The sequence below is a fragment of the Streptomyces colonosanans genome, assembly GCF_001866645.1.
GTDB classification, from domain to species: Bacteria; Actinomycetota; Actinomycetes; order Streptomycetales; family Streptomycetaceae; genus Streptomyces; species Streptomyces colonosanans.
Map to the genome: position 1 here is coordinate 50,199 of NZ_MLYP01000002.1, position 25,302 is coordinate 75,500.

Consider the following 25,302-nt stretch of genomic DNA (forward strand, 5'->3'; position numbering starts at 1 on the left):
TTCTCCTGCGGTGCGGGCCTATGAGCCGCTTCATTCTTCAAACATAACCCAACACACCAAAACACAACGGACCACAACCGTCAACATCACAATCGAACAAAGATCGCGATGGAAAGTGTTTAAATATCGAACATGGAGGCGTTGGTTCCGCCCTGATCGGTTCACGCAACGAAGCGTGTACTCATGCAGACCCCCACATATCTGGCATCCGCGCTGCGGTTGTCGACCAACGGCCTCGATTACGCGATCCTCGGGATCTACTTCGTCGTCGTCCTCGGCATCGGCTTCGCAGCCCGCCGCTCCGTGAAGACCAGCCTCGACTTCTTCCTCTCCGGGCGCTCGCTGCCCGTGTGGATCACTGGGCTCGCGTTCATCTCGGCCAACCTGGCCGCAACCGAGATCCTCGGCATGGCCGCCAACAGCGCCCAGTACGGCGCCTACACGGTGCACTGGTACTGGATCGGCGCCATCCCCGCCATGGTCTTCCTCGGCCTGGTGATGATGCCGTTCTACTACGGCTCCAAGGTGCGCTCGGTCCCCGAGTTCCTGCTGCTCCGCTTCGACAAGTCGGTGCATCTGCTGAGTTCGATCTTGTTCGCCTTTGCCGCGATCCTGGTCGCCGGCGTGAACCTCTACGCTCTCGCGATCGTCGTCGAGGCGCTGCTGGGCTGGCCGCAGTGGGTGGCGATCGTGGTCGCCGGCGTGAACCTCTACGCTCTCGCGATCGTCGTCGAGGCGCTGCTGGGCTGGCCGCAGTGGGTGGCGATCGTGGTCGCCGGCTTCTTCGTGCTCGCGTACATCACCCTCGGCGGTCTGTCGTCGGCGATCTACAACGAGGTGCTGCAGTTCTTCGTGATCCTGGCGGCCCTCATCCCGATCACCGTGCTCAGCCTGAAGAAGGTCGGCGGCTGGGACGGCCTGACCGACTCCCTCTGATCGCGGGCTTCACAGCCTCCGACCCGGCGATCGCCAAGGCGGTGGGCCTCAACATCAACCTGTGGACCGGCGTGGGCATGCTGCTCCTCGGCCTGTTCTTCCTCGTCGGGCTGAAGCTGCGCCCGACGGTGCCGCCGGCCGCGGACGACCTGCCGGACGAGAAGCCGACGCCCTGATGGCCGGGCCGTAGCCGGGCATGAGCCCCCGTACCGCATGGCGTACGGGGGCTCGGTGCTGCATGGCCGCAGAGTCGCAACCGGCCGCGGACGGCCTGCTACGGCACTCCCGGCGCCAGGCCGCCCTCCGGTGGTGTCGCATGGTTCAGCGCGCCCGCCCGGTCCAGCAGGCCCGTGCGGGCCGCGAGTGCCGCCGCCTCCAGGCGGGAGCCCACGCCCAGCTTCATCAGGACCCGCTGGACGTGCGTACGGGCCGTCGACGGGGCGATGCCCATGCCGGCCGCGATCAGCTGTGTGTCCTCGCCGTCCGCGACCCGCACCAGGACCTCCACCTCGCGCGGGGTGAGCATCTGCAGCAGCCGCTGACCCTCGTCGTCCGGCTGTGCGGCCGGGTTCAGCAGTTCACCGAAGGCACCCTGCAGCAGTTGCGGCGCCACGGCCGCCTCTCCCGCCCGCGCCTTCATGATCGCCCGCTCGACGCCCTCGATGCGCTCGTCGTGGCGTACGTAGCCCGAGGCGCCCGAAGCGAACGCGGCCGCGATCCCACGCGGGCTCGGCACCGGTCCGAGGACCAGCACCGCGACCTGCGGACGCTCCCGCTTGATCCGCACCACCGGGTCGAAGGCCCCCGGCTCGGCGGGCGCCGCCGTCCCCAGCAGGCACACCTCGGGTGCCCTGGTGATCACCAGTTCCGCCGCGCCCGCGGCGGGTGCCGCCGCGGCGAGCACCCGGTGCCCCCGCAGCTTCAACGCCGAGGCCAACGCCTCGGCGAGCAGCCGGTGGTCGTCGACCACCATGAGCCGCGCTCCCATCGAGCAACCCCCCAGTCCCCCACGGATGCCCACTATGGATGCCCACTGGTCCGCACGGACAGATGCCCCCGGCGCACCTCCCGCTCTTCATCCACCCGGAAGCTACACGCTCGTTGCACGTTGCGCTGCCCCTACTGATGAGAAGTGCCCCGGATTGCCGAAATCCCGCCCGTTCCCGCCTGGTGACGGGCGTGCGAAAGGCCCCGCCCCCGAACAGGGGCGAGGCCTTCGCCGAGCGCGCTGTGCGCTACTTCGCGCCGAAGCCGAGCGCCGTGTACGACTTGTCCTTCGCCGAGTACGGCTTGCTCACCAACTGCTGGCCGAAAAACAGCCGCCCGTCGGTGTAGAGCAGTTCGGAGCTCTTCGGGACCATGGAGCTGATCGCGCGGTGCACCGACTCGGAGCCCGGCGTCTCCAGCAACAGGGTCGTCTTCAGCGTCTTGCCGTCGATCGAGACGACCTGGGCGCCCTTGTCGTACGGGCCGTCCTTGTACGCCAGGATGTTCCCGCCGTTCATGCGCATCGGGAAGAGCTCGTACTCGTCGCCCGCGTCGGCCTTGTCACCGGTCGTCTTCCCGGTGGCCAGTGAGAACGAGATGATCTCGTTGGTCTGGCTGTACTTGCCGGCGCCGTCGTGCTCCTTGGTCGGCACGTACAGCTTGTCGTTGCCGACCACGATCCCGTGGCAGTCGTGGACCTTGCCGATCTTGCAGTCGTGCGCGTACCTGCCGTCCTCCAGCGTGATCTTCGCGCGCAGCTTGCCGCTGTCGTCCAGCGAGAAGACGTCCGTGGTGCCGGTGAGGCTGGTATCGCCCGCGTCCAGGCCGAAGACGACCGGCTTGGTGGAGATCACCTTGGCGTTGTCGATGCCCTGGGGGAGCTTGTAGCTCCACTTGTCCTTGCCCGTCTTCGAGTCGAGGAGCTGCACCTCGTAGATCTCGCTGCCGTAGTCGCCGCACTTGCGCACCGCGACGAGCTGCTCGCCGCCCGCATAGCCGACGTCCGTGCAGGAGCCGGTCTTGGGCTGCCACAGGACCTTGCCGGTGGTGAGGTCGAAGGCGGCGCCGCCGTAGTAACCGCCGCCTGCCGCGACGGTGTTGCCGCTGATCGCGACCTCACCGAAGGGGACCGGGCTGTCACCGGTTTTGACCGACTTGGTCCACAGCTTCTTGCCGGTGGCGACCTCGAAGGCGGTGACGTCGCTGCACGGCTTACGGTCGTGCGCACCCGACCGCTTGCCCGACTCGGACACCACCACGGCGATGCCGGAGGTGGTGATCTCGGTCGAGCCCGCGCAGGTCTGGCCGTTCAGCGGCATGGTCCACTTGACCGCGCCGGTGTCCGGTTCGTAGCCGACGATCTTGTAGAGGTCGGCCTTGGCGTAGACGGAGTCGGTGAGCCAGGAGCCCGCGACGCTGTCGATCTCGTTCTTGTCCTTGATGTCGGGCGCGGGCAACTGGAAGAGGACCTTCGCGCTGGTGTTGGCCGGCACCTTCTCCGGCTTCTCCTTGGCCACGCCGCCGGTACCGCCGGTACCGCCCTTGTCTTCCCCGCCGCCACCGCTGCCGCTGCCGCCGCTCGTGCCGGCCACGGGGTCCTTGCCGCTGTCGCCGCCGGAGGAACTCTGCGAGTACCAGACCCCGGCACCGACGATCAACGCGATGGCCGCGACCGCGGCGACGATGATCCACACCTGGGCGCCCGGGCCCTTGCGGCCGGCGCCCTTGGCGGCCTGCGGCTGCACAGGGACGGCCGACGGCTGCGCATAGCCGTAACCGGGCTGCTGGTTCGGGTAGCCGTAGCTGGGCGGCGTCTGAGGATGCCCGTACGGCTGCTGCGGCATGGTCTGCGGCTGCGGGTAGCCGTACCCCGGGCCCTGTGCGGGCGGCGGAGGTGTCTGGGGCGGCGTCTGCGACGGCGGGGGTGGCGTCTGGGGCGCGCCGAAACCACCGGGCGGCGGGCTCTGCGGGGCACCGAAACCACCGGGCGGCGGGTCCTGCGGGGCACCAAAACCACCCGACGGCGGGCTCTGCGGGGCACCAAAACCACCCGACGGCGGGTCCTGCGGGGCACCAAAACCACCCGACGGCGGGTCCTGCGGGGCACCAAAACCACCCGACGGCGGGTCCTGCGGGGCACCAAAACCACCCGACGGCGGGTCCTGCGGGGCACCAAAACCACCCGACGGCGGGCTCTGTGGAGCACCAAAACCACCCGACGGCGGGTCCTGCGGGGCACCGGGACCGCCCGCAGGCGGCTGGTTCGGGGGCGGAGGCGGCTGGCTCATGACGTGGGTACCTCGAAGGACGGAAGGGTGGTGGGCGGGGACGGTGGCGTCAGGAGCCGGGTCACTTGCCGTAGGCCATCATCAGCTTCTCCTTCGACTGGCTGCTGCCCGACAACCGGGTCGCGGAGATGTAGAAGCGCCCGTCCACGTAGTCGATCGCACTGGAGTAGAAGCCTCTCTCGACCTGCGCGGCGCTCGACGGGTTCTGCAGCAGCCCGGTCGGGCTGTGGCCGCTGCCGGTCGTCGCGAGGGAGACGACCCGGCCACCGGCGTCGTACGACGGCTTGACGTACGCGATCAGGCGGGAGCCGTCCGTCTTCATGGGGAGCATCGACCCGTCCGAGGGGGACTTCACCCGCCACTTCTCCTTGCCGGTGTGGAGATCGAACGCGACGATCTCGTTCGGGCCGCTCTTCACATCGGTCGGCAGGTAGAGGGTGTTCGCGTCCGCCACGGTGCCCGTGCATCCCTGGAGGTCGTGCTCGAAGACGTCCCAGCCGCACCCGAACTCGAAGGTGTCCTTCGCAGTGAGCTGGGCGTCCAGCGTTCCGTCGTTCTTCAGCGCGGAGAGGTTCCGCCGATCCTTGTCCTCATTGTTGAGGAAGAGGACAACGGGGTCGACGGAGAAAGCGCGCGCGACCTTCCAGCCCTTGGGGGCCTTCCACACCCATCTGGCCTTGCCGGTCGCGGGGTCGAGTTCCTGCACCTCGTCGTGCTCGTTGCTGGTGCTCGCCGCGCAGGACGCCACGGATATCAGCTTGGTGCTTCCCGCGAACGCTCGCGGAAAGCAGGACGACCCGTACTGCCGCTTGTCCCACAGCTTCTTTCCGGTGGCGACGTCGTAGGCCGTGCCGGACTGCGAGCGGCCGACCACCAGGGTCTTGCCGGTCAGGGTGAGGCCGATGCTGAGCGTGCTGTCGAACAGGTCGCCGTCGGCGACCTGCGCGCTCCAGCCCTTCTTGCCGGTGTTGAGGTCGATCTGCTGAAGCTGGTTGCAGTTGGCGTTGTCGCTGACACCGCTCATGTAGGCGACGACGACCTTGTCGTCGTCGGTCTTCTGCGGAGTGACGGCACAGATCTTCTGCGGGAAGGAGACCGGGGACCAGGCGGGGTTGCCGCTGTCGACGTTGTAGGCGAAGACCTGCTTGTACGCGGCCTTCACCGCCACCTTGCCGGTGATCCACATGCCGGGGGCGTCGGCGCCGGAACCGGGCGCCGCGGGCGCCTCCTTGTACCAGAGGACCTTGTCCTCGCCCGCCTTGCGGCCCGCGTTGAGGTCAGTGTTGTCCTCACCGCCGTCGCCGCTGCCGTCGCCCGGGTTGACGGGGGCCGAGGCCGTTGCGGTCGGCGTGGTGTCCTGACTCTTGTCGGCGACGGGCTTCTTGCCCCCACCACTACCGCCGCCGCTGACGGCGTACACCGTGCCGCCTATGACGACCAGCGCGGCCACGGCGGCGACCGCCGCCAGCACGGGCTTGCCCTTGAAGGGGTTCTTGGAGCCACCGCCGGGGGGCGGGGCGGGTGCGCCGGGGAACTGGGGCTGCTGCGGGTAGCCGTAGCCGGACCGGGGCGCGGCGTAGGGTCCGGGCTGCTGGGCGTACGGGCCGGGCTGAGGCTGGGGCGTGGCGTACGGGCCGGGCTGCTGACCGTACGGGCCCGGCTGCGCGTACGGGCCGGGCTGCTGACCGTACGGGCCCGGCTGCGCGTACGGGCCGGGCTGCTGCTGAGGCTGACCGTACGGGCCGGGCTGCGGCGAGGCGGGGGGCTGGGCGGGCGGCGGGGGTGTGGCCTGGCGCGGGTCCTGGGGAGCACCGAAACTACTTGGCGGCGGATCCTGCGGTGGGTTCTGCGGTGCTCCGAAACCACCCTGCGGTGGCTGGTTCGGCGGCTGAGTCATCAGCGCGTTCCCCCTCTTGACTGATGTGTCGCCACGCCCGTGGTGCTCCGTTTCCGCCACGCCGGTGGTGCTCAGATTGTTCTCAGACGGCCCTTTCTATCACTGCGACAGCCTCGAACACGGGGCCGGTCCTCCCCCTGTTCCCAAGGGAGGACCGGCCTGTGATGCCCTTGTTACGCGCCTTCACGCCCCTTCACGCGCTTTTCACGCCGCGGCCGTGTGTACGCCTCTCGAATGCCTAGGCGTCCTCGGCGAGTTCAAGCCAGCGCAGCTCGAGTTCCTCGCGCTCGGCGACGAGTTCACGCAGCTCGGCGTCCAGCTTGGCCACCTTTTCGAAGTCCGTGGCGTTGTCGGCGATTTGCTCGTGGAGCTTGGTCTCCCGCGCGGAAGTCTTGTCCAACTGCCGTTCGATCCGCTGGAGTTCCTTCTTGGCGGCGCGGGCGTCGGCGGCGGAGACGGCGGGCTTGTCCGTCACGGGTGCGGGGGCGGCCGCCGCGGCGGCCTCCTCCATGCGGTGGCGCCGCTCCAGGTACTCGTCGATGCCGCGGGGCAGCATCCGCAGGGTGCCGTCGCCGAGGAGGGCGTGCACCCGGTCCGTGGTCCGTTCGACGAAGAAGCGGTCGTGGGAGATCACGATCATCGAGCCGGGCCAGCCGTCGAGGACGTCCTCCAGCTGGGTGAGGGTCTCGATGTCGAGGTCGTTGGTGGGCTCGTCGAGGAAGAGGACGTTGGGCTCGTCCATGAGCAGACGCAGGAGCTGCAGCCGGCGGCGCTCACCGCCGGACAGGTCCCCCACCGGCGTCCACTGCTTCTCCTTGTTGAAGCCGAAGGTCTCGCACAGCTGCCCGGCGGTCATCTCGCGCCCCTTGCCGAGGTCGACGCGTTCACGCACCCGCTGCACGGCCTCCAGGACGCGCAAGGTGGGGTCGAGCTCCGCGACCTCCTGCGACAGATAGGCAAGCTTGACGGTCTTGCCGGTGACGATCCGGCCGCCGGCGGGCTGCCGTTCCCCCTCGCTGCGCGCGGCGTCGGCCATGGCCCGCAGCAGGGAGGTCTTGCCGGCGCCGTTCACACCGACGAGGCCGATCCGGTCGCCGGGGCCGAGATGCCAGGTGACGTGCTTGAGGAGCACCTTGGGCCCGGCCTGGACGGTGACGTCCTCGAGGTCGAAGACGGTCTTGCCGAGCCGCGAGGAGGCGAACTTCATCAGCTCGCTGCTGTCCCGGGGCGGCGGCACGTCCTTGATCAGTTCGTTGGCGGCCTCGATGCGGAAGCGGGGCTTGGAGGTACGGGCGGGGGCGCCGCGCCGCAGCCAGGCCAGCTCCTTGCGGACCAGATTCTGCCGCTTGACCTCCTCGGAGGCGGCGATGCGCTCGCGCTCGGCGCGGGCGAAGACGTAATCGGAGTACCCGCCCTCGTACTCGTGGACCACGCCGCGCTGCACGTCCCACATCCGGGTGCACACCTGGTCGAGGAACCACCGGTCGTGGGTGACGCACACGAGCGCGGAGCGGCGTTCGCGCAGATGCTGCGCGAGCCAGGCGATGCCCTCGACGTCGAGGTGGTTGGTGGGCTCGTCGAGGACGATCAGGTCCTGCTCGGCGATGAGCAGCTTGGCGAGCGCGATACGCCGGCGCTCGCCGCCGGAGAGGGGGCCGATGACGGTGTCGAGCCCCTTCGGGAAGCCGGGCAGGTCGAGCCCGCCGAACAGCCCGGTGAGCACGTCCCGGATCTTGGCGTTGCCCGCCCACTCGTGGTCGGCCATGTCCCGGATGACCTCGTGCCGGACGGTGGCGGCCGGGTCGAGGGAGTCGTGCTGGGTGAGCACGCCGAGGCGCAGCCCGCCGGAGTGGGTGACACGACCGGAGTCGGCCTCCTCCAGCTTGGCGAGCATCCGGATCAGGGTGGTCTTGCCGTCGCCGTTGCGCCCGACGACCCCGATGCGGTCCCCTTCGGACACGCCGAGCGAGACGCCGTCGAGCAGGGCACGCGTGCCGTACACCTTGCTCACGTTCTCGACATTGACCAGGTTGACGGCCATTTCACTCCTGCCCGGAAGGATCGATCAGCCTTCAAGCGTAGGCCCTCCGGGGGAGCGGGCGGGGCGCGTGGGGTGCGTCACCCTTTGTAATGACCTGATCGGGAACCGGCCGCTACCGTGGAGGGCAGGCAGCAGGATCCCGTCCATGGGAGGAACCATGACCGCCGAGTCCGTAGAGCACCGAGGCCAGTGGCCGGTGCCGCCGCAGGGCGGCTACACCATGGACGACCTGTTCACACTGCCGGATCTCCCGCCGCACACCGAGTTGATCGACGGGCGCCTGGTCTTCGTCAGTCCGCAGCGCTACTTCCACTTCGCCGCGATCGACCTGCTGGTCAGCGGCCTGCGCCGCACTCTGCCCCCGACCTGCGGGTCGCACGAGAGATGACTGTCGTGCTCAACAAGCGCAACGGCCCTGAGCCGGATATCTCCGTCGTGCGTGCCGAGGCCATCACCGGCCGACGTCAGACCCACTTCAAGGCGGCCGACGTCCTGCTCGCCGTCGAAGTCGTCTCGCCCGACTCCGAGGCTCGCTACCGCGAGGCCAAGCCGCACAAGTACGCGGCGGCGGGTATCCCCCACTTCTGGCTGGTCGACATGGCGGGCCAGGACGACCATCCCGTCGTCCAGGTCCACGAACGCGGCGAGGCGACCGGCACCTACGCGCTGACAGGCATCTACCACAACCAGGTCAAGATCAACGTGCCGTACGAGATCGACATCGACCTGACCGCCATCGACGAGCTCTGAGCCCGACGGTCAGAGCACCGTCGCCCCTGGCGCCGGGGACACCGCCACCCGTGCCGAGCGGCACGTCCCGGACGCCATCAACGCCTGCGCGATCCCTTCCGCCGCCTCGGCGTCCCGCGCCAGGAACGCCGTCGTCGGTCCCGATCCCGACACCAGTCCCGTCAGTGCCCCGGCCGCCCGCCCTTCGGCCAGCGTCCGCGCCAGTTCCGGGAACAGCGACAACGCGGCCGGCTGGAGGTCATTGGAGACCGCCGCCGCGAGCGCCCCGGCGTCGCCCTTCGCCAGCGCGTCGAGCAGGTCCTGCGAGGCGACCGGCTCGGGTACCCGTACGCCTTCTTTGAGACGGTCGAACTCCCGGAACACCGCGGGGGTCGACAGCCCCCGCTCGGCCGTCGCGAACACCCAGTGGAAGGTCCCGCCGACCTCCAACGCCGTGAGCTTCTCGCCCCGCCCGGTGCCCAGCGCCGCCCCGCCCACCAGGCTGAACGGCACATCGCTGCCCAACTCGGCGCAAATGTCGAGCAGTTCCTCGCGGGAGGCGTGCGTGCCCCACAGTGCGTCGCAGGCCACCAGCGCGCCAGCTCCGTCCGCGCTGCCGCCCGCCATGCCGCCGGCGACCGGGATGTCCTTGGTGATGTTCAGGTGCACGGCGGGGCTGCGGCCGTGGCGTTCGGCGAGCGCGAGGGCGGCACGGGCGGCGAGGTTCGTACGGTCCAGGGGGACCTGGCCGGCGTCCGGACCCGAGCAGGTCACGCGCAGCTCGTCGGCCTCGGTGACGGTGACCTCGTCGTACAGGCCCACGGCGAGAAAGACGTTGGCGAGGTCGTGGAAGCCGTCCGGGCGGGCGGCACCCACCGCGAGCTGGACATTGACCTTCGCCGGGACGCGGACGGTGACGCTCACTGGTTTCCGGGCTCCTGTGTCGTGGCTGCGGGGGCCGTCCTCGGCTGTGCCGCGGCTTCGGCGATCCGCACGAACTCTTCCACGGTCAGCGATTCACCACGCGCCTGCGGCGAGACACCGGCGTCGACGAGGGCCGCCTCGGCCGCCGCCGCCGACCCGGCCCAGCCGGCGAGCGCGGCCCGCAGGGTCTTGCGCCGCTGGGCGAAGGCCGCGTCGATGACGGCGAAGACCTCGCCCTTGGTGGCCGTGGTCTTGATCGGCTCGGTCCGGCGGACCAGCGACACCAGCCCGCTGTCGACGTTCGGCGCGGGCCAGAAGACGTTGCGGCCGATCGCTCCGGCCCGCTTGACGTGGGCGTACCAGTTCGCCTTCACGGACGGCACCCCGTACACCTTGGAGCCGGGCGCGGCCGCGAGCCGGTCGGCGACCTCCGACTGCACCATGACGAGGGTGCGCTCGATGCTCGGGAAGGTGTCGAGCATATGGAGCAGGACGGGCACGGCGACGTTGTACGGCAGGTTCGCCACCAGCGCGGTGGGCGCGGGCCCCGGCAGCTCGGTGACGTGCAGGGCGTCGGAGTGCACCAGCGCGAACCGCTCGGCCCGCTCGGGCATGCGGGCCGCGATGGTCTCGGGCAGCGCCCCGGCGAGGACGTCGTCGATCTCGACGGCCGTGACGCGCTCGGCGACCTCCAGCAGCGCCAGCGTCAGCGACCCGAGCCCGGGACCCACCTCCACCACGATGTCGTCGGGCCGCACCTCGGCGGTGCGCACGATGCGCCGCACGGTGTTGGCGTCGATGACGAAGTTCTGACCGCGTTGCTTGGTGGGGCGTACGCCAAGGGCTGCCGCCAGCTCACGGATGTCGGCGGGGCCCAGGAGGGCGTCGGGGGTGGGGCTGCTCACGGACCAAGGGTACGGGCCGCGCGGGGTGGCGAGGGCCGCACGCCCCCGCTCAGCGGTACAGCCGCCTCCCGCAGTGCGGCCAGGGGCTGGTCCCGTGGCGCACGTACAGCTTCTTCGCCCGGTACGTCTGCTCCTCGCCCGAGGCGTCCTGTGGGCGGCCCATGCCGCCGAGGCTGTGCCAGGTGCTGAGGTCGAACTGGTAGAGGCCGCCGTAGGTGCCGGACCGGTCCACCGCACCCGGTCGGCTGCCGGACTCGCAGGCCGCGAGTCTGTCCCAGTTCAGGCCCTCCGCGCCCATCACCGCGCCTTGGCGCGGCTTGATCCCCACCCGGACCAGCTGGGCCCGGGGCTCCAGCACGATCTCGGAATCCATGTGCCTCGGTCTCTCCCGGACGCCGTTGACCGAGCGCAGGACGTAGGTCACCCGGCGCGTGCCCGGCTGCCCGGTGCGCGCCACCACCTCCGTGCCCTTGAGCAGCGTCGGATCGTTGGTGCGCCGCACGTCGAACGGGATCGGTTCCTCGCGGACCTCCTTCGAGCCGGACACCCGCAGCACGGTCACCGTCTGCCCGTCGCGCGGAAAGCTTCCCGGCGCCACGGACGTGGTGTCCTGCCCGCGCAGGACGGCCCCGGCCTGCTCGACGGCCTCGCCGACGGTCGACGCGTTCGTCCGGATCGTGCGCGCCCGCCCGTCCGCCATGACCGTCACCGTGCGCTCGGTGCGTACGTCCAGCGCCAGCCCCTTGCGGCCGATCAGCTGGGATCGCGAGGTCGAGACGTACGCGCCCTCCGCGCGCACCCCGAGCTGTCTGAGTGCGTCGTCCACCGTGGTGGCCGTCGTCCACACCTGGAACTGGCGCCCGTCGAGGGTGAGGCGCAGGGGGCGGCCGTGGCGCACGGCCACCTCGTCGCCGCTCGCGAGCGCCGTCCGGCTCCCGGGTGCGACGACATCGTGCCGACCCACCTTCACGCCCTCCTCGGCGAGCAGTTCGCCCACGTCGTCGGCGAAGGTGTGCAGTGTGCGCGGGCTGCCGTCCACGGTCAGCTCGATCGCCTTGTCCTGGGCGACGAACGCGGTGGTTCCGCCAGCGAGGAAGGCGACGACCAGCGCCTGGGGCAGCAGACGGCGCACGGGGTCGGGGCGTGTGCCCCCGCCCTTCCTGCGCCGCGCGGCATGCCGGGCCTGGGCGCGCCCCGCGGTGCGAGGGGGGCCGTCCGCCGGCCGGGGCGGCTGGGGCGGCTGGGGCGGCTGGGCCTTCCCGGCACGCACCGCGCGCTCCCGCATCTCGTACGCGGGCCGGTACGGGTCCGCGTACGCCTGGCCGTACGACTCGCGGTCCTCGTACGGCGAAATCGAGCCGTACGTCCCGTACGGCGAGTACTGCCGATTGCTCACGACGACACGCTCCAGAGAGGGTCCGAAACGGGAGACCAGAACCTAACGGCTGGCCGTCACTCTCCAAAGCAACGCGGTGACTCGGTGTGGCGACACGGCTCCGTGGTCCCGTGGACGAGACCGGAAGGCGCTCGCAAGCGTTTAATCGGTCAGTATCAGTAGTTGAAGGCGCGTGCCGTGTTCTCCGCGAGGGCCGCCGCCAGCACGTCCTCCTCGACCCCCCGCACCGCGGCCATCGCTCGAACCGTGACCGGAACGAGGTACGGCGCATTGGGCCGACCGCGGTAGGGCGCGGGTGTCAGGAACGGTGCGTCGGTCTCCACGAGGACCAGGTCGAGGGGGGCCACGGCGAGCGCGTCGCGCAGCGGCTGCGCGTTCTTGAAGGTCACGTTGCCGGCGAACGACATGAAGTACCCGGCGCGAGCGCACACCTCGGCCATCGCCGCGTCGCCCGAGTAGCAGTGGAAGACGGTCCGCTCCGGCGCACCCTCCTCCTTGAGGATGCGCAGCACGTCGGCGTGGGCGTCACGGTCGTGGATGACCAGGGTCTTGCCGTGCCGCTTGGCGATCTCGATGTGCGCGCGGAAGGAACGTTCCTGGGCGGCCTTGCCCTCGGGCCCGGTGCGGAAGTAGTCGAGGCCGGTCTCGCCGATGCCCTTGACGTGCGGCAGTGCGGCAAGGCGGTCGATCTCGGCCAGGGCCGTCTCCAGTGCCGCGTCGCCGCCCGGCTCGCGCGCGCCCTGGCGCGACCAGTCTCCCCCAGGATCGCCGTGCACGATGCGCGGGGCCTCGTTCGGGTGCAGCGCCACCGTCGCGTGCACGGCCTCGTGCGCGGCTGCCGTCTCGGCGGCCCATTGCGAGCTCCGCACGTCGCAGCCGACCTGTACGACCGTCGTCACGCCGACCGCCGCGGCCTTGGCAAGGCCCTCCTCGACGGTGGAGGACTGCATGTCGAGGTGGGTGTGCGAGTCGGCGACGGGAACGCCGAGGGGCTCGGGAAGCGGCGGCGGCGCGTTCTTGTCGGACGCTTGGGAAGGCATGCTCCGATCCTACGAAAGGCCGGTCCCCACGAACGACCGATCGAACGGCCGCCGGTCCTTCACCCCGCCTTGCGGTGGTGGAACGGGTGCAGCAGATCCGACAGATGCCAGCGGTGGCGCCCGTGGCGTTCACCTTGCAGGCGGCTCTGCGCGAAGGACACCTGGCCCGGGCGCATGATGCGCACCACATGACTGTCGCAGTTCAGGCAGGTGGGCCGGCTCAGCGGCGACGGGACGACGCATCCGGCCGCCACGTACATCACGAACTCGTTGCCGTCCCCGTCGAGGTGGTGCTCTATCTCGTACGACTGCTCCCAGCCGTGCCCGCAGCGCATACAGGCGAAGGAATAGGACTCATGGACGACGGCGGTCGCCACACCTCGATCGGTCTGCCCTGCGATCTCAGCCATGCCGGCTCCTTGGTCCGCTGGACAAGAACCCCGCCAAAGCGGGGTTCCCGGGGGCGGATACGTCCCTTCGACCAGTGGACGCTTCTGCGGGCGCGAACGCATCCGAACTGTCGACTATTGGAGTCGATTTGGACAGTCCTTGTCGGAAACCCCCCGGAATGCGTCCTGAGCTTTGCTTTTCGCGTCGCTCCTTTGCCTGTCCATGAGCCTCAGCATGGCGCGTTCTTCGCCGCCACGACCGCGTCGAACACGTCGCGTTTGGGAATTCCGGCCTCCGCGGCGACCGCCGCGATGGCCTCCTTGCGGCGCTCCCCCGCCTCTTCCCGCACCCGTACCCGGCGCACCAGCTCGTCCGCGTCCAGTTCCTCGGCGGCCTTCTCGCCGGCCCCCTCCACGACGACGGTGATCTCGCCCCGCACGCCCTCGGCGGCCCACAGCACCAGCTCGCCCAGCGGACCGCGCCTGACCTCCTCGTATGTCTTCGTCAGTTCACGGCAGACGGCGGCCCGGCGCTCGGCGCCGAACGCCTCGGCCATGGCGGCGAGGGTGGCCTGAAGCCGGTGCGGGGCCTCGAAGTAGACGAGCGTGCGCCGCTCCTCGGCGGCCTCGCGCAGCCGGGACAACCGCTCGCCCGCCTTGCGCGGCAGGAACCCCTCGAAGCAGAACCGGTCGACGGGCAGCCCGGACAACGCGACCGCGGTGAGCACGGCGGACGGGCCGGGCACGGCGGTGACCCGGATGTTCTCCTCCACGGCAGCGGCGACCAGCCGGTACCCGGGGTCGGATACGGAGGGCATCCCCGCGTCGGTCACCAGCAGCACGCGCGCGCCGCCCACCAGGGCCTCGACCAGCTCCGGTGTCCGGGCGGACTCGTTGCCCTCGAAGTAGGACACGACACGCCCGGCCGGCTGCACACCCAGCGCCTGGGTGAGCCGGCGCAGCCTGCGCGTGTCTTCGGCCGCGATCACATCGGCGGTCGCCAGCTCCTGCGCGAGCCGCGGCGGTGCGTCCTCGATGTCCCCGATGGGGGTGCCGGCGAGGACCAGGATTCCGGACGCGGCTCCGGTCGTGGTTCCGGGTGTAACTGTCACGTTTCCATCCTCGCAGGCGCCATCCGCGGGACTCACTCAGCCGGGTTCCCTACGATGGCGCGGTGACCAGTACCGCGTCCTCCACGGACACCCGGCAGGGCCAGGCCACCGAAGACCAGCGGCCGTCGTGGCAGCAACGGCTGCACCGTTTCGGCTACACGGCGCGCCCGGCAAGCGACGTCCGCGACCAGCTGGTGCCGCCGTACAGCGAGCCCAGCCCGCGTCTGTGGGCGGTGATCGGGCTGCGTCGGGAGGTCGCCGACCGCCTCATGCGCTGGTCGGCGTGGGGCGGCCCGCTGCTCGTGACGCTGATGGCCGGGCTGATGCGGTTCTGGAACCTGGGCAGCCCCGACGCGGTGATATTCGATGAGACGTATTACGCCAAGGACGCCTGGGCGATCATCCACCACGGGTTCGAGGCGAACTGGGCGAAGGACGCCAACGACCTGATCATCCAGCACCACGGCCATGTGATGATCCCCACAGATGCCGCGTACGTCGTGCACCCGCCGGTCGGCAAGTACGTCATCGGGCTGGGTGAGCTGATCTTCGGGTTCAACCCGGTCGGCTGGCGCTTCATGACGGCGCTCCTGGGCACGCTGTCGGTGCTGCTGCTGTGCCGCATCGGCCGCCGGCTGTTCCGCTCGACGTTCCTGGGCTGTCTGGCCGGCGCGCTGCTGGCGGTGGACGGGCTGCACTTCGTGATGAGCCGCACCGCGCTGCTGGACAGCGTGCTGCAGTTCTTCGTACTGGCGGCCTTCGGCTGCCTGCTCGTCGACCGGGACCGGGCGCGCGCCCGGCTGGCCGCGGCGCTCCCGGTGGACGCGGACGGCCGGGTCCGCCCCGACGCGCACACGGCGGAGACGACGCGCCTCGGATGGCGCCCCTGGCGCTGGCTGGCGGGCCTGATGCTCGGCCTCGCCATCGGCACCAAGTGGAACGGCCTCTACTTCCTGGCCGCCTTCTGCGTGATGACGGTCCTGTGGGACGTGGCCGCGCGCCGGGTCGCGGGCGCCCACCGCCCCTACCTGACGGTCCTCAAGCGGGACACGGGCTTCGCGTTCCTGGCGACGGTCCCGGTCGCACTGGCCGTCTACCTCGCCTCCTGGACCGGCTGGATCCTCTCTCCCACCGACGGCTCCGGGGGCTACTTCCGCAACTGGGCGGCCACCGACGGCAAGGGCGGCTTCTGGTCTTTCCTGCCCGACTGGCTGCGCAGCCTGTGGCACTACGAGCACGAGGTCTACCAGTTCCATGTGGGCCTGTCGTCCCCGCACACGTACCAGTCGAACCCATGGAGCTGGCTCGTGGCGGGCCGCCCGGTCTCGTACTTCTACGAGTCCCCCTCCCCCGGCCAGGCCGGCTGCCCCGCGGACGCGGGCGAGAAGTGCGCCCGCGAGGTCCTGGCGCTCGGCACCCCGCTGCTGTGGTGGGCGGCCTGCTTCGCGATCCTGTACGTCCTGTGGCGGTGGGCGTTCCGCCGTGACTGGCGGGCGGGCGCGATCGCCTGCGGCGTCGCGGCCGGCTATCTGCCCTGGTTCCTGTACCAGGAGCGCACGATCTTCTACTTCTACGCGGTCGTCTTCGTACCGTTCCTGTGCCTGGCGGTGGCGATGATGATCGGCGCCATCCTCGGCCCGCCCGGTTCGAGTGAACGCCGCCGGGTGGTGGGAGCGGCGGGCGCGGGCGTCCTGGTCCTGCTGATCGCCTGGAACTTCATCTACTTCTGGCCCATCTACACGGGCCAGGCGATCCCGATCGACTCGTGGCGGGCGCGCATGTGGCTCGATACCTGGGTCTGACGGGTTAGGGTCCTGCCCATGGGGGCTCATCTGGGGGACGACGGACGGTACTACGGCGAACTGCGGTGCCGCTGGTGCGAGACGCACATCAAGCAGGGCGGGCGCCACAAGCCGCGGCTGTACTGCCGCGGGACCCATCGCTGGAAGACCTACGGCATGCGGGTCGTCGGCGTGTTCGCCGCGATTCTGGGGTGAGCCCGGGGTCGGTCACGTCTTTGATCACCCTTCGGACAACAAACGATCACAGCCTTCACCGGTTCCCCTCAGGCGCCCTACAGTGCGAGGCCTACCGGAGGGGGCATCATGCACAGGGGGGCCAAGACCGCCATAGTCGGCGGGGTGTTCGCGGTGATGGTGGGGGGCGCCGGGTACGGCGCGTACAACTTCCTGAACGCACTCAACAGCAGCGCGGGCGGTCCGGGCAGCAGTGTCGGCGGGCCCGCGCACAAAAAGACCGGGCCGCCGTCCGCGAGCGAGGTCAAGGAAGCCGGTACGAAGTTCCTCGCCGCCTGGGCGAAGGGCGACGCGGCCACCGCCGCCTCGTACACGAACAACACCGAAGCCGCGGAGCAGCTGCTGACGGCGTACGGCGGCGACGCGCACATCGGCGCGGTGCACATCACGCCGGGCGCGCTCAGCGGGGACTCGCTGCCGTTCTCGGTGAAGGCGACGGTGTCCTTCGAGGGCAAGTCCAAGCCCCTCGCGTACAACAGCACGCTGAAGGTCGTGCGCGGGATGACCACGGGGCGCGCGCTGGTCGACTGGGAGCCGTCCGTCGTCCATCCCGCTCTGGAGAAGGGCGACACGCTCGTCACCGGTGAGGCCAAGGTCCCGCCCATCGAGGCGGTGGACCGCAACGGCGTGGTGCTGACCGGCAAGAAGTACCCCTCGCTCGGCCCGATCCTGGACGCGCTGCGCGCGAAGTACGGCGACAAGGCCGGCGGCAGGCCGGGTATCGAGCTGTCCGTCGTACGCGCCGACGGCAGCGCTCCGGTCAAGACCCTGCTGACCCTGGCCAAGGGCAGGCCCGGAAAGCTGCAGACGACGCTCAGCGCCGGCGCGCAGGGGGCGGCCGAGCGGGCCGTGACGCAGTACGCGGAGTCGTCGGTGGTGGCGGTGAAGCCGAGCACGGGTGAGGTGCTCGCGGTCGCCAACCACCGCAAGGACGAGTTCAACGCGGCCTTCGAGGGGCGACTGGCGCCCGGCTCCACGATGAAGATCATCACGGCGGCGATGCTCATCGACAACGGTGTCACCACCATGAACGGGCCGGCACCCTGCCCGGCCTCGGCCGTGTGGCAGAGCCAGACCTTCACCAACCTCAAGGGCATGGCACCCGACGACAACGCCACCCTGGCCAACACTTTCATGCGCTCGTGCAACACCGCCTTCGTCAAGCTGATCGACGAGAACCCGCTGACGGACGCCTCGCTCACGGCCGAGGCCCAGGAGCGGTTCGGTCTCGGGCGGGACAACTGGAAGACGGGCATCACCTCCTTCGACGGCAGCATCCCCGCCTCCAGCGGCCCGGACCGCGCGGCCAATGCCATCGGCCAGGGCCAGGTGCAGATGAGCCCGCTGAACATGGCGTCGGTCACGGCGACCGCGATCACGGGCACGTTCCGGCAGCCCTATCTGGTCTCGCCGGGGCTCGACGACCGTCAACTGGCCACCGCCCGGGGCCTGGCGCCGGGCACGGTGGCGCAGCTGAAGACGATGATGCGGCTGACGGCGACCCAGAGCCCGGGCACCGCCGTCCGCGCGATGGCGGGCCTGGGCCCGGACATCGGCGCGAAGACCGGGTCCGCGGAGGTCGACGGCCAGACGAAGTCCAACAGCTGGTTCACGGGCTACCGGGGCGACATCGCGGCAGCGGCCATGACCCAGGAGGGCGGGCACGGCGGCGACGCGGCCGGTCCTATCGTCGCAGCTGTGCTACGAACCGGCGGCTGACATCACGCGTGTCACCGCGGGACTCTAGGGTGGTTGTTCTCGTTGGGGGGCGTGGGTGCACTGGTGACTCGGGGACTGCGGAGGGTCGGAAGCTGTGGGCAAGAGAAGGCGCGCCACCGAGCGGAAGTCGAACGGACCGCTGGTGATCGCGGGGCTGCTCGCCGTCGTCGGTGTGGGCGGGGCGGTCGTCGGCTACAGCGTGATGGGCGACGGCGCGGCGGCCGAGGACCGTACGACGGCCACGGCCGACCACGAGGAAGTGAAGAAGAAGGGCCCGCTGTCGGCGTCCGAGGTCCAGACGGCGGCCACGGCATTCCTGACGGCCTGGCAGCAGGGTGACGTCACGAAGGCGGCGGCCGCCACGGACGACTCGGCGGCCGCGACCCGGGCCCTGACGGGTTACGGCAAGGACGCCCACATCACGGGCGTCACCCTGACCCGTGGTACGCCGTCCGGGGCGTCGGTCCCGTTCTCCGTCAAGGCGACGGTGTCGTACCAGGGCAAGAGCAAGCCGCTGGCGTACGAGTCGAAGCTGACGGTGGTGCGCCGGGCCGACGACGGTGCGCCGCAGGTGCGTTGGCAGCCGTCGGTGGTGCATCCCGATCTGACCGACGGCGACCGTCTGGTGACGGGTGAGGCGGGCGCGCCCCCGGTCAGGGCCCTGGACCGGGCCGGCGGCGAACTCACGACGGCCAAGTACCCCTCCCTGGGCCCGGTAATGGACGGCCTGCGCGAGAAGTACGGCAAGAAGGCCGGCGGCACGGCGGGCGTCGAGCTGCGGATCGTCCGCAAGGCGGCGGCGAAGGGCACGCAGAAGACCCCCGACAAGACGCTGGTCACGCTGAGCGAGGGCACGCCGGGCACGCTGAAGACGACGCTGAACCCGACGCTCCAGGCGAAGGCCGAGCAGCAGGTGGCGGCGAAGGACAAGGCGTCCGTGGTCATCATGCGCCCGTCGACGGGCGAGATCCTGGCGGTGGCGAACTCGAACCACGGCTTCAACGTGGGCTTCCAGGGTTCCCTCGCCCCCGGCTCGACGATGAAGATCGTGACGTCGACGCTGCTGTTCGAGAAGGGCCTGGCGTCGCCGGACAAGCCGCACCCCTGCCCCAAGTACTTCACGTACGGCGGCTGGAAGTTCCAGAACGTCAAGGAGTTCGAGATCAAGAAGGGCACGTTCAAGGCGAGCTTCGCCGCGTCCTGCAACACGGCCTTCATCAGCCAGGCGAAGAAGCTCCACGACGACGACCTCACCAAGGTCGCCCAGCAGGTCTACGGCCTGGGCCTGAACAACTGGTCGATCGGCGTCCCGACCTTCGACGGCGCGGTCCCGGTGCAGAGCGCGGCCCCGATGGCGGCGTCCCTGATCGGCCAGGGCGGGGTCCGTATGAATCCGCTGAACATGGCCTCGGTGGTCTCGACGGCGAAGACGGGCGTCTTCCGTCAGCCGTATCTGGTCTCCCCGTCGGTGGACAACCGCACCCTGGCGAAGGCGAGCCGCACGATGTCGGCGTCGACTCAGGCCCAGTTGAAGGACGTCCTCCAGTACACGGCCGCGGCGGGCACGGCGGCCAAGGCGATGGCGGGCCTGGGCCCGGACTTCGGCGCGAAGACCGGCTCGGCGGAGGTCGACGGGCAGAAGCAGCCCAACGGGTGGTTCGCGGCCTGGAAGGGGGACCTGGCCGGGGCGGGCGTGGTCCAGGAGGGGGGCCACGGCGGCGACACGGCGGGGCCGATCGTGGCGGCGCTGCTGCGCGCCGGAAGCTGACGCGGGCATGCGGCCGACACCGGGCAATCGGGTCGCATGCCGCATATCCCCGCCGCTAGCGTGACGTTCTTGTCCTCCTCCCCCAGTCAAGGAGTTCCCGATGACGACGTCCCCCGCAGAAGACTCCGGAGCCCACCCCCGTTTCGCCGAGGCGCTGGAAGAGCTGGGGCTCGGTGAACTGCGCACCCGGATCCGCCGTTTCCCGGACGCGACGCGTACCGCTGCGGAGGCCGCCGCGGCGATCGGGTGCGAACTCAGCCAGATCTGCAAGTCGTTGATCTTCGCAGTGGATCAGGAGCCGGTGCTCGTCCTGATGGACGGGGCGTCCCGGGTGGATGTGGAGCGCGTCCGGGAAGAGCTGGGCGCCGAGAAGGTGACCCGGGCGCGGGCCGAGGTCGTGCGGGAGACCACCGGGTACGCGATCGGCGGTGTGCCGCCCTTCGGACACCGTACGAAGACGCGGGTGCTCGCCGACCGTTCGCTGCTCGACCACGACACCGTGTGGGCCGCGGCGGGCACTCCGCACACCGTGTTCCCGATGGACCCGAAGACACTGATCGCCCAAGCGGGCGGCCTACTGGTGGACGTGCGCGAGCGGTCCGCGTGACACCGGCCGTCACCGCGGCGGTGCTGCTCGCCGCGCTCACGCACGCCGGGTGGAACGCGATCGCGCACCGCATCACCGACAAGCTGGTCGGCTTCACCCTGATCGCGGGCGGCGGGATGCTCATCGGGCTGGCCATGGCCCCGTTCACGGCGTTCCCGGCGGCGCGGGCGTGGCCGTACCTCCTCGCCTCCGCCTGCATCCATATCGCCTACTACGCGCTGCTGATGCGCTCCTTCCAGCTCGGCGACTTCGGGCAGGCGTACCCGATCGCGCGCGGCACCGCGCCCCTGCTGGTCACCGTGCTGGCGGCGGTGTTCGCGCACGAGGTGCCGGACGGCTGGGCCGCGGCGGGCGTCGCCGTGTCGTGCGCGGGCCTGACCGGGGTGGCGCTGTGGGGGCTGCGCGGGCGCCGGCCGAACTGGGCGGCCATCGGCGCCGCCCTCGCGACAGGAGGGACGATAGCGGCGTACACGGTGGTGGGCGTACGGGCTTCGGGGTCCTCGTTCGGGTACATCGCGTGGCTGATGGCGGTGCAGGGAGCCGTGATCCCCGCATACGCCGCGCACCGGTGGCGAGGCGAACTCATCGGCGTGCTACGGCCGTTCGCGACGCTGGGGCTGCTCGGCTCGGCCCTGTCGGTGACGGCGTACGCCCTGGTCCTGTGGGCGCAGACCCGCGCGGAACTGGCCCCCGTGGCGGCCCTGCGCGAGTCTAACTTGGCTGGTCGGGGGGCTGGACGTCGAGTAGCAGCTAAGGCGTGGGCCTTTTGAGCCCGCTCGGCCCCAGAGCGGGCAGGCCACCGACCAAACCTGCTCCACCGACCTCTAGCTAAGGGCGTCGTCAGTCGAGGGCTGGTCACTGGATGTCACTGAGTGGCGTAGGGTGTTCCTACACCGACGCGGGGTGGAGCAGCTCGGTAGCTCGCTGGGCTCATAACCCAGAGGTCGCAGGTTCAAATCCTGTCCCCGCTACTACATGAAGCGGAGCCTGGGCGTACACACCAGGCTCCGCTTCATTTATTGCTGGGCAGTTTCCTTTCGGCCCAGCGAGTGACGTCAGTCAACCCTGGCTCATACAGTAATAACCTTGCTAGCCAGGGGGCTTGACGAGGTCATCCCGTACACTCCGGCCACGTCTTATGCCGTGAGTCCTCGGTACGGTCGAGGTCGTGACCGGCGAGCGTCGGGCAATGCCTCTTGCGGAAGTGTTGAGGTCCTGCTGGCTACGGAGTTGGGTGCGCTGTAGGTGTTGGTCGCGCTCCTGCTGCCCTGAGGATTTCGGCAGTGTCGGGGTGGGGGCCATTGTTCGCCCAGTCCAGGGGGGACCTGCCTGCGCCGTGGTCTTCGCGGAGGTTGGGATCAGCGCCATGCGCCAACAGTTCCCGGACCGTTTCGGTGTGTCCCCAGCAAGCGGCTGCGCACAGCGGTGTGCCCTCCGAGCCGGGCCCGCTACTTTCTGCGTCAAGAGAAGCCCCGGCTTCCATAAGCAAGCGGGCTACTTCGGCCTCTCCCTGTACCGATGCCAGGTACAGAGGAGTGGTGCCGTCGGTGTTCCTTCTCTCCGGACTCGCTCCACTGCGCAACAGGGCCTTCGCGCTCCTGGCATCGCCTGACAGGACTGCCTCGAAGAGTCGGTGAGAGAGCTTCTTCTGCTGCCGCTGCTTCATAGCCGGTGAGGCTAGCGATCACGGATGCGCCAGAGCCAGTCAGAACGGAAGCTCGGGCCTGGCGGCGCCTCGCCTGATAGTCATGATCTGCTCGTGGAAGTCGCGCGTGGCGGCTTCGCGCGGGTACCTGGCGCGCAGTTCCTTGTCCAACTCGTCGGCGACTAAAAGCAGGGATGGCAGGGACTTCTGGTCGGCTTCCAGAGCTGTGGTGCCCATGCCGATGGCTTCTTCGATGTCACCCATCCGGGCGGAGGCGACTCCGAGCGTGAGACGGGCCTCTGCCGCGCGCATGGGTGAGATCTCGGTCCCGTCGGGGCCGGTGCTGATACGGATCACGGAGCGGGCGTGGGCGGCGGCGCGTTCGTCATCTCCGAGGAGGCGGTAGGCGTCCATCTCGCAGAAATCCCACTTGTCCGGGTCAATGATGAAGTGGTGTTCGGGGTGGTCGGGCCTGGGGAGTCGGTCCAGCCTCGCGCGCCCGGCGTCGAGTGACTCGCGGACGAGGCGGCCGTCTCCCATGCGTGCGGCGGCGCGGGCCTTGTGCGCGTACAACTGTGGGCCTGTCCGACGGGTCGCGTCACCGACCCCGCACCCGCCAAAACTGTCACCCGACCGGCGCAACATGACGTGCCACCCACATGGGTGAGGATCAAGCTGACTAGTGCCCCAACCGAGTCAATCCGTGAAAGGGGAACCAAATGCGCATTCGACGAATCCTCGCCGCCGTCAGCGCCACGGCAGCCCTCGCCGGGCTCGGCCTCACAGGCGCCGCCACCGCCACCGCACAGGATGGCTCAGGCTTCACCACCCCGTCTCAGTGCAGGGAGGGCGGCGGACAGCCCTATCTGCACAACACCGTCAAATGCTGGGGCGGCAAATACGACGGGATGACTGTCGACTAAACCCCACAAGGCGCCCCGCAGCCACGCGCCGCGGGGCGCTCCCGCGCGAGCGTTGCCGGGAGAGTCGCGGGGACTGTGCCGACCCCGCACCCGACAGCCCTGTCACCCGAATGACGCAACATGACGTGCCACCCACATGGGCGAGGATCAAGCTGACTTGTGCCCCAACCGAGGCAATCCGTGAAAGGGGAACCGAATGCGCATTCGACGAATCCTCGCCGCCGTCATCGCCACGGCAGCCCTCGCCGGACTCGGCCTCACAGGCGCCGCCACCGCCACCGCCGCCACCACAAAGGGTGCCCCATCCGCCGTCACCCCTGAAGAGTGCCGGGAGGGCGGCGGAATGCCAGAAAACTTCTCCTGCGTGGGCGGTACGCATAACGGGCAGTACCTCCTCGACTAAACCCCACAAGGCGCCCCGCAGCCACGCGCCGCGGGGCGCGCCCGCGCGAGCGTAGCCGGGAGAGTCGCAGGGACTGTGCCGACCCGTCGGGCACGCTAGTCCAGAGGGTTCGGTTCGATCTCCACCCGGTCCGTGTCGAACCCCCTACCCCTCCGTGTCGGCGGGCCGACGATCACGGCGGCGAACAGGAACCGATAAATCGCGTTCATACGCGCGTGGTCCTCCGCCTTCTCCAACCTCTCCCAGTTGGCTTCGGCGTCCGGTCCCGCGATCCCCTCCAGGACGGCAACCGGCCGCTTGATGGTCTTCCGCTGCCGCTCCTTCATCCGCTTCACGATCGGCGTGCGCATGGCCTGGAAGTCGGCGGTCGTGAAGTCGTCGTCGTTGAGCCACAACTCCTTCAGCTCCCGCAGCTTCTCGCGGTCCTTCTCGTCCGCGATGACGTCGGCTTCGGGGCGCGTGGTCATGGCGGGCTCGTAGCCGGAGGTGTCCAGCTTGGTCAGCACCTTGATCGCCACGTCCCGAACGAATGCCTCCAACGGCTCGGCCGAGACGGAGCGGTTGCACTTCTGCTGGTCGGTGTTGTCGGCGCGGTTGCACCGGTAGTAGGGGTACCGCACGCTGTTCGATCCACCCATGCGCGCTCCGCATGCGCAGGTGACCACCCCGCGCAGGATGTAGTTCCGGATCGGCCGAGTCTTCGTGTCCCGGTGTTGCTGGGCGCGGTATTCCCTGAGCCGCTGCACCTCGTCCCATTGGCCCCGGTCGATGATGGCGGGCCACGTCCCGACGGCCACTTCTTCGCCCAGGTGGAACCGCAACCCCGCCACGAAGTGGGACGACAGCAGATGGCGAACGTTCTCGGGGTTCCACGCCTTGCCCTTCGACGTGGGGATGCCGCGTGCTGCAAAGTCCTGCGCCATCTGGTTCGGTGACTCTCCGTCCAGGTAGCGGCGGTAGACCTCACGAACGATCTCCGCTTCCTCCTCGACGATCGCACGGCCGTCACGGGTGTAGCCGTACGGCCGGTTGCCCACGTGCGGCCGACCTTCGCGGGCGTGGTCCTTCAAGGCATCCTTGAGGCGGCGCGACGAATCGTCGGAGGAGCGGCACGCGTGGGCGACCTCGATACGAAGGATGAAACGGTCGTCTGGGTCCGACAGGTCCCGTCGGTTCGCCTCGCCATGCAGAAGGACGCGCTTGTCGTCGGCGATGGAGAGCAACTCCTCAAGATCCTTGGGCTGCCTCATGAGGCGGTCGGGGTGGTAGACGATGACGTGCCGAATCTCCCCGTCCCCCATCGCGTTCAGCATCGCTTCCCAACCCGGCCGCTTGCGGTTGCGCTGCCACGCCGAACGGTTGTTGTCCACGTAGACGTGCGTCGACTCGACGCGGAGTTGCAGCCGTTCGGCGATGTCCCGGCAGATGCGCTCCTGGCGGTCCACTCCGGTCTGGTCCTCATCCCGGGTGTGGGAGATAAGGCAGTAGATCGCTGCGGGCTCGCCCGGTGTGATCGTGGCCTTGCCTAACTTGGATCGACTCATGGAAACACCGTAT

Annotated in this window: 22 protein-coding genes, 1 tRNA gene and 2 pseudogenes; 12 read left to right on the plus strand and 13 right to left on the minus strand. The window is 69.8% G+C overall.

All coding sequences use genetic code 11. From position 1 onward, the window contains the following. Positions 1-183: 183 nt before the first annotated feature. Together BIV24_RS00330 and BIV24_RS35905 are read left to right on the plus strand one after the other, a co-directional pair. Positions 184-933 (plus strand): annotated as a pseudogene (locus tag BIV24_RS00330) (sodium:solute symporter family transporter); the annotation flags it as partial. Positions 934-977: 44 nt separating this feature from the next. After that, a complete protein-coding gene (locus BIV24_RS35905) occupies positions 978-1,112 on the plus strand; it encodes a hypothetical protein (protein ID WP_281247668.1) in 135 nt (44 codons plus the stop codon). 98 nt (positions 1,113-1,210) lie between these two features. Here the strand turns inward: BIV24_RS35905 and BIV24_RS00335 are convergent, their stop codons facing one another. The 4 genes from BIV24_RS00335 to BIV24_RS00350 form a co-directional block, all read right to left on the minus strand. After that, the gene (locus BIV24_RS00335) at positions 1,211-1,924 is read right to left on the minus strand and encodes a helix-turn-helix transcriptional regulator (protein ID WP_079167916.1); all 714 of its coding nucleotides are present in this window, start codon (positions 1,922-1,924) and stop codon (positions 1,211-1,213) included. Between the two features lie 247 nt (positions 1,925-2,171). Further along, entirely contained in the window at positions 2,172-4,211 is a 2,040-nt protein-coding gene (locus tag BIV24_RS00340) for an outer membrane protein assembly factor BamB family protein (protein WP_071364044.1), read from the minus strand. A 61-nt stretch (positions 4,212-4,272) separates the two neighbouring features. Beyond that, positions 4,273-6,108: an outer membrane protein assembly factor BamB family protein gene (locus tag BIV24_RS00345; protein ID WP_071364045.1), complete on the minus strand. Its 1,836-nt coding sequence runs from the start codon at positions 6,106-6,108 to the stop codon at positions 4,273-4,275. 238 nt (positions 6,109-6,346) lie between these two features. Beyond that, positions 6,347-8,149 (minus strand): ABC-F family ATP-binding cassette domain-containing protein, encoded by a 1,803-nt coding sequence (locus tag BIV24_RS00350; RefSeq protein ID WP_071364046.1) that lies wholly within the window; start codon positions 8,147-8,149, stop codon positions 6,347-6,349. A gap of 157 nt (positions 8,150-8,306) precedes the next feature. Between BIV24_RS00350 and BIV24_RS00355 the strand changes: the two are divergent. Next, positions 8,307-8,899: pseudogene (locus BIV24_RS00355) on the plus strand (Uma2 family endonuclease). Between the two features lie 9 nt (positions 8,900-8,908). On the opposite strand, the gene BIV24_RS00360 reads toward BIV24_RS00355, so the two are convergent. From BIV24_RS00360 to rsmI, 6 genes are all read right to left on the minus strand, one after another. Continuing rightward, positions 8,909-9,802: a 4-(cytidine 5'-diphospho)-2-C-methyl-D-erythritol kinase gene (locus BIV24_RS00360; protein ID WP_071364047.1), complete on the minus strand. Its 894-nt coding sequence runs from the start codon at positions 9,800-9,802 to the stop codon at positions 8,909-8,911. Further along, positions 9,799-10,707 carry a 16S rRNA (adenine(1518)-N(6)/adenine(1519)-N(6))-dimethyltransferase RsmA gene (gene rsmA / locus BIV24_RS00365; protein ID WP_071364048.1) on the minus strand — a complete coding sequence of 303 codons (909 nt, stop codon included), beginning with the start codon at positions 10,705-10,707 and terminating at the stop codon, positions 9,799-9,801. The genes BIV24_RS00360 and rsmA overlap by 4 nt, the downstream gene beginning before the upstream one ends. A gap of 49 nt (positions 10,708-10,756) precedes the next feature. Continuing rightward, entirely contained in the window at positions 10,757-12,103 is a 1,347-nt protein-coding gene (locus BIV24_RS00370; protein ID WP_177198593.1) for a resuscitation-promoting factor, read from the minus strand. A gap of 155 nt (positions 12,104-12,258) precedes the next feature. After that, positions 12,259-13,143 (minus strand): TatD family hydrolase, encoded by an 885-nt coding sequence (locus BIV24_RS00375; RefSeq protein WP_071364050.1) that lies wholly within the window; start codon positions 13,141-13,143, stop codon positions 12,259-12,261. A 59-nt stretch (positions 13,144-13,202) separates the two neighbouring features. Further along, a complete protein-coding gene (locus BIV24_RS00380; protein WP_071364051.1) occupies positions 13,203-13,553 on the minus strand; it encodes a hypothetical protein in 351 nt (116 codons plus the stop codon). A 209-nt stretch (positions 13,554-13,762) separates the two neighbouring features. After that, complete coding sequence (gene rsmI, locus BIV24_RS00385; RefSeq protein WP_071364052.1) at positions 13,763-14,644, minus strand: 16S rRNA (cytidine(1402)-2'-O)-methyltransferase; 882 nt, start codon at positions 14,642-14,644, stop codon at positions 13,763-13,765. Between the two features lie 62 nt (positions 14,645-14,706). Between rsmI and BIV24_RS00390 the strand changes: the two genes are divergently transcribed. The 7 genes from BIV24_RS00390 (at position 14,707) to BIV24_RS00415 (ending at position 21,745) form a co-directional block, all read left to right on the plus strand. Further along, positions 14,707-16,446 carry a dolichyl-phosphate-mannose--protein mannosyltransferase gene (locus BIV24_RS00390; RefSeq protein ID WP_071364053.1) on the plus strand — a complete coding sequence of 580 codons (1,740 nt, stop codon included), beginning with the start codon at positions 14,707-14,709 and terminating at the stop codon, positions 16,444-16,446. Between the two features lie 18 nt (positions 16,447-16,464). Next, the gene (locus BIV24_RS34080) at positions 16,465-16,641 is read left to right on the plus strand and encodes a hypothetical protein (RefSeq protein WP_177198594.1); all 177 of its coding nucleotides are present in this window, start codon (positions 16,465-16,467) and stop codon (positions 16,639-16,641) included. Between the two features lie 108 nt (positions 16,642-16,749). After that, complete coding sequence (locus BIV24_RS00395; RefSeq protein WP_071364054.1) at positions 16,750-18,399, plus strand: penicillin-binding transpeptidase domain-containing protein; 1,650 nt, start codon at positions 16,750-16,752, stop codon at positions 18,397-18,399. 94 nt (positions 18,400-18,493) lie between these two features. Continuing rightward, a complete protein-coding gene (locus tag BIV24_RS00400; RefSeq protein WP_071364055.1) occupies positions 18,494-20,167 on the plus strand; it encodes a penicillin-binding transpeptidase domain-containing protein in 1,674 nt (557 codons plus the stop codon). Positions 20,168-20,267: 100 nt separating this feature from the next. Then, positions 20,268-20,774, plus strand: a complete 507-nt coding sequence (locus BIV24_RS00405) for a YbaK/EbsC family protein (RefSeq protein WP_071364056.1) — start codon at positions 20,268-20,270, stop codon at positions 20,772-20,774. Then, positions 20,771-21,544 carry an EamA family transporter gene (locus tag BIV24_RS00410; RefSeq protein WP_071364057.1) on the plus strand — a complete coding sequence of 258 codons (774 nt, stop codon included), beginning with the start codon at positions 20,771-20,773 and terminating at the stop codon, positions 21,542-21,544. Before BIV24_RS00405 ends, BIV24_RS00410 begins: the two co-directional genes overlap by 4 nt. 127 nt (positions 21,545-21,671) lie before the next feature. Further along, positions 21,672-21,745 (plus strand) — tRNA-Met (locus BIV24_RS00415). A 251-nt stretch (positions 21,746-21,996) separates the two neighbouring features. On the opposite strand, the gene BIV24_RS31075 is transcribed toward BIV24_RS00415, so the two are convergent. Both BIV24_RS31075 and BIV24_RS00420 read right to left on the minus strand, forming a co-directional pair. Continuing rightward, positions 21,997-22,440: an ankyrin repeat domain-containing protein gene (locus BIV24_RS31075; protein WP_079167917.1), complete on the minus strand. Its 444-nt coding sequence runs from the start codon at positions 22,438-22,440 to the stop codon at positions 21,997-21,999. A gap of 39 nt (positions 22,441-22,479) precedes the next feature. Then, a complete protein-coding gene (locus BIV24_RS00420) occupies positions 22,480-22,992 on the minus strand; it encodes a hypothetical protein (RefSeq protein ID WP_245766624.1) in 513 nt (170 codons plus the stop codon). Between the two features lie 146 nt (positions 22,993-23,138). On the opposite strand from BIV24_RS00420, the gene BIV24_RS00425 reads away from it, so the two are divergent. Both BIV24_RS00425 and BIV24_RS31080 read left to right on the plus strand, forming a co-directional pair. Further along, complete coding sequence (locus BIV24_RS00425) at positions 23,139-23,342, plus strand: hypothetical protein (RefSeq protein WP_071364058.1); 204 nt, start codon at positions 23,139-23,141, stop codon at positions 23,340-23,342. A 196-nt stretch (positions 23,343-23,538) separates the two neighbouring features. Beyond that, the gene (locus BIV24_RS31080; RefSeq protein WP_079167918.1) at positions 23,539-23,745 is read left to right on the plus strand and encodes a hypothetical protein; all 207 of its coding nucleotides are present in this window, start codon (positions 23,539-23,541) and stop codon (positions 23,743-23,745) included. Between the two features lie 95 nt (positions 23,746-23,840). Here the strand turns inward: BIV24_RS31080 and BIV24_RS00430 are convergent, their stop codons facing one another. Next, positions 23,841-25,289, minus strand: coding sequence for a recombinase family protein (locus BIV24_RS00430; protein ID WP_071364059.1), 1,449 nt, complete (start codon positions 25,287-25,289; stop codon positions 23,841-23,843). Positions 25,290-25,302: the final 13 nt, after the last annotated feature.

Bases quoted from the DNA above. Each gene is read 5' to 3' on its own strand.
- BIV24_RS31075 (WP_079167917.1), bottom strand. From the start codon at position 22,440: ATGAAGCAGCGGCAGCAGAAGAAGCTCTCTCACCGACTCTTCGAGGCA.
- BIV24_RS00335 (WP_079167916.1), bottom strand. From the start codon at position 1,924: ATGGGAGCGCGGCTCATGGTGGTCGACGACCACCGGCTGCTCGCCGAG.
- BIV24_RS00375 (WP_071364050.1), bottom strand. From the start codon at position 13,143: ATGCCTTCCCAAGCGTCCGACAAGAACGCGCCGCCGCCGCTTCCCGAG.
- BIV24_RS00430 (WP_071364059.1), bottom strand. From the start codon at position 25,289: ATGAGTCGATCCAAGTTAGGCAAGGCCACGATCACACCGGGCGAGCCC.
- BIV24_RS00380 (WP_071364051.1), bottom strand. From the start codon at position 13,553: ATGGCTGAGATCGCAGGGCAGACCGATCGAGGTGTGGCGACCGCCGTC.
- BIV24_RS34080 (WP_177198594.1), top strand. From the start codon at position 16,465: ATGGGGGCTCATCTGGGGGACGACGGACGGTACTACGGCGAACTGCGG.
- BIV24_RS31080 (WP_079167918.1), top strand. From the start codon at position 23,539: ATGCGCATTCGACGAATCCTCGCCGCCGTCATCGCCACGGCAGCCCTC.
- BIV24_RS00395 (WP_071364054.1), top strand. From the start codon at position 16,750: ATGCACAGGGGGGCCAAGACCGCCATAGTCGGCGGGGTGTTCGCGGTG.
- BIV24_RS00345 (WP_071364045.1), bottom strand. From the start codon at position 6,108: ATGACTCAGCCGCCGAACCAGCCACCGCAGGGTGGTTTCGGAGCACCG.
- BIV24_RS00350 (WP_071364046.1), bottom strand. From the start codon at position 8,149: ATGGCCGTCAACCTGGTCAATGTCGAGAACGTGAGCAAGGTGTACGGC.
- BIV24_RS00340 (WP_071364044.1), bottom strand. From the start codon at position 4,211: ATGAGCCAGCCGCCTCCGCCCCCGAACCAGCCGCCTGCGGGCGGTCCC.
- BIV24_RS00405 (WP_071364056.1), top strand. From the start codon at position 20,268: ATGACGACGTCCCCCGCAGAAGACTCCGGAGCCCACCCCCGTTTCGCC.
- BIV24_RS00425 (WP_071364058.1), top strand. From the start codon at position 23,139: ATGCGCATTCGACGAATCCTCGCCGCCGTCAGCGCCACGGCAGCCCTC.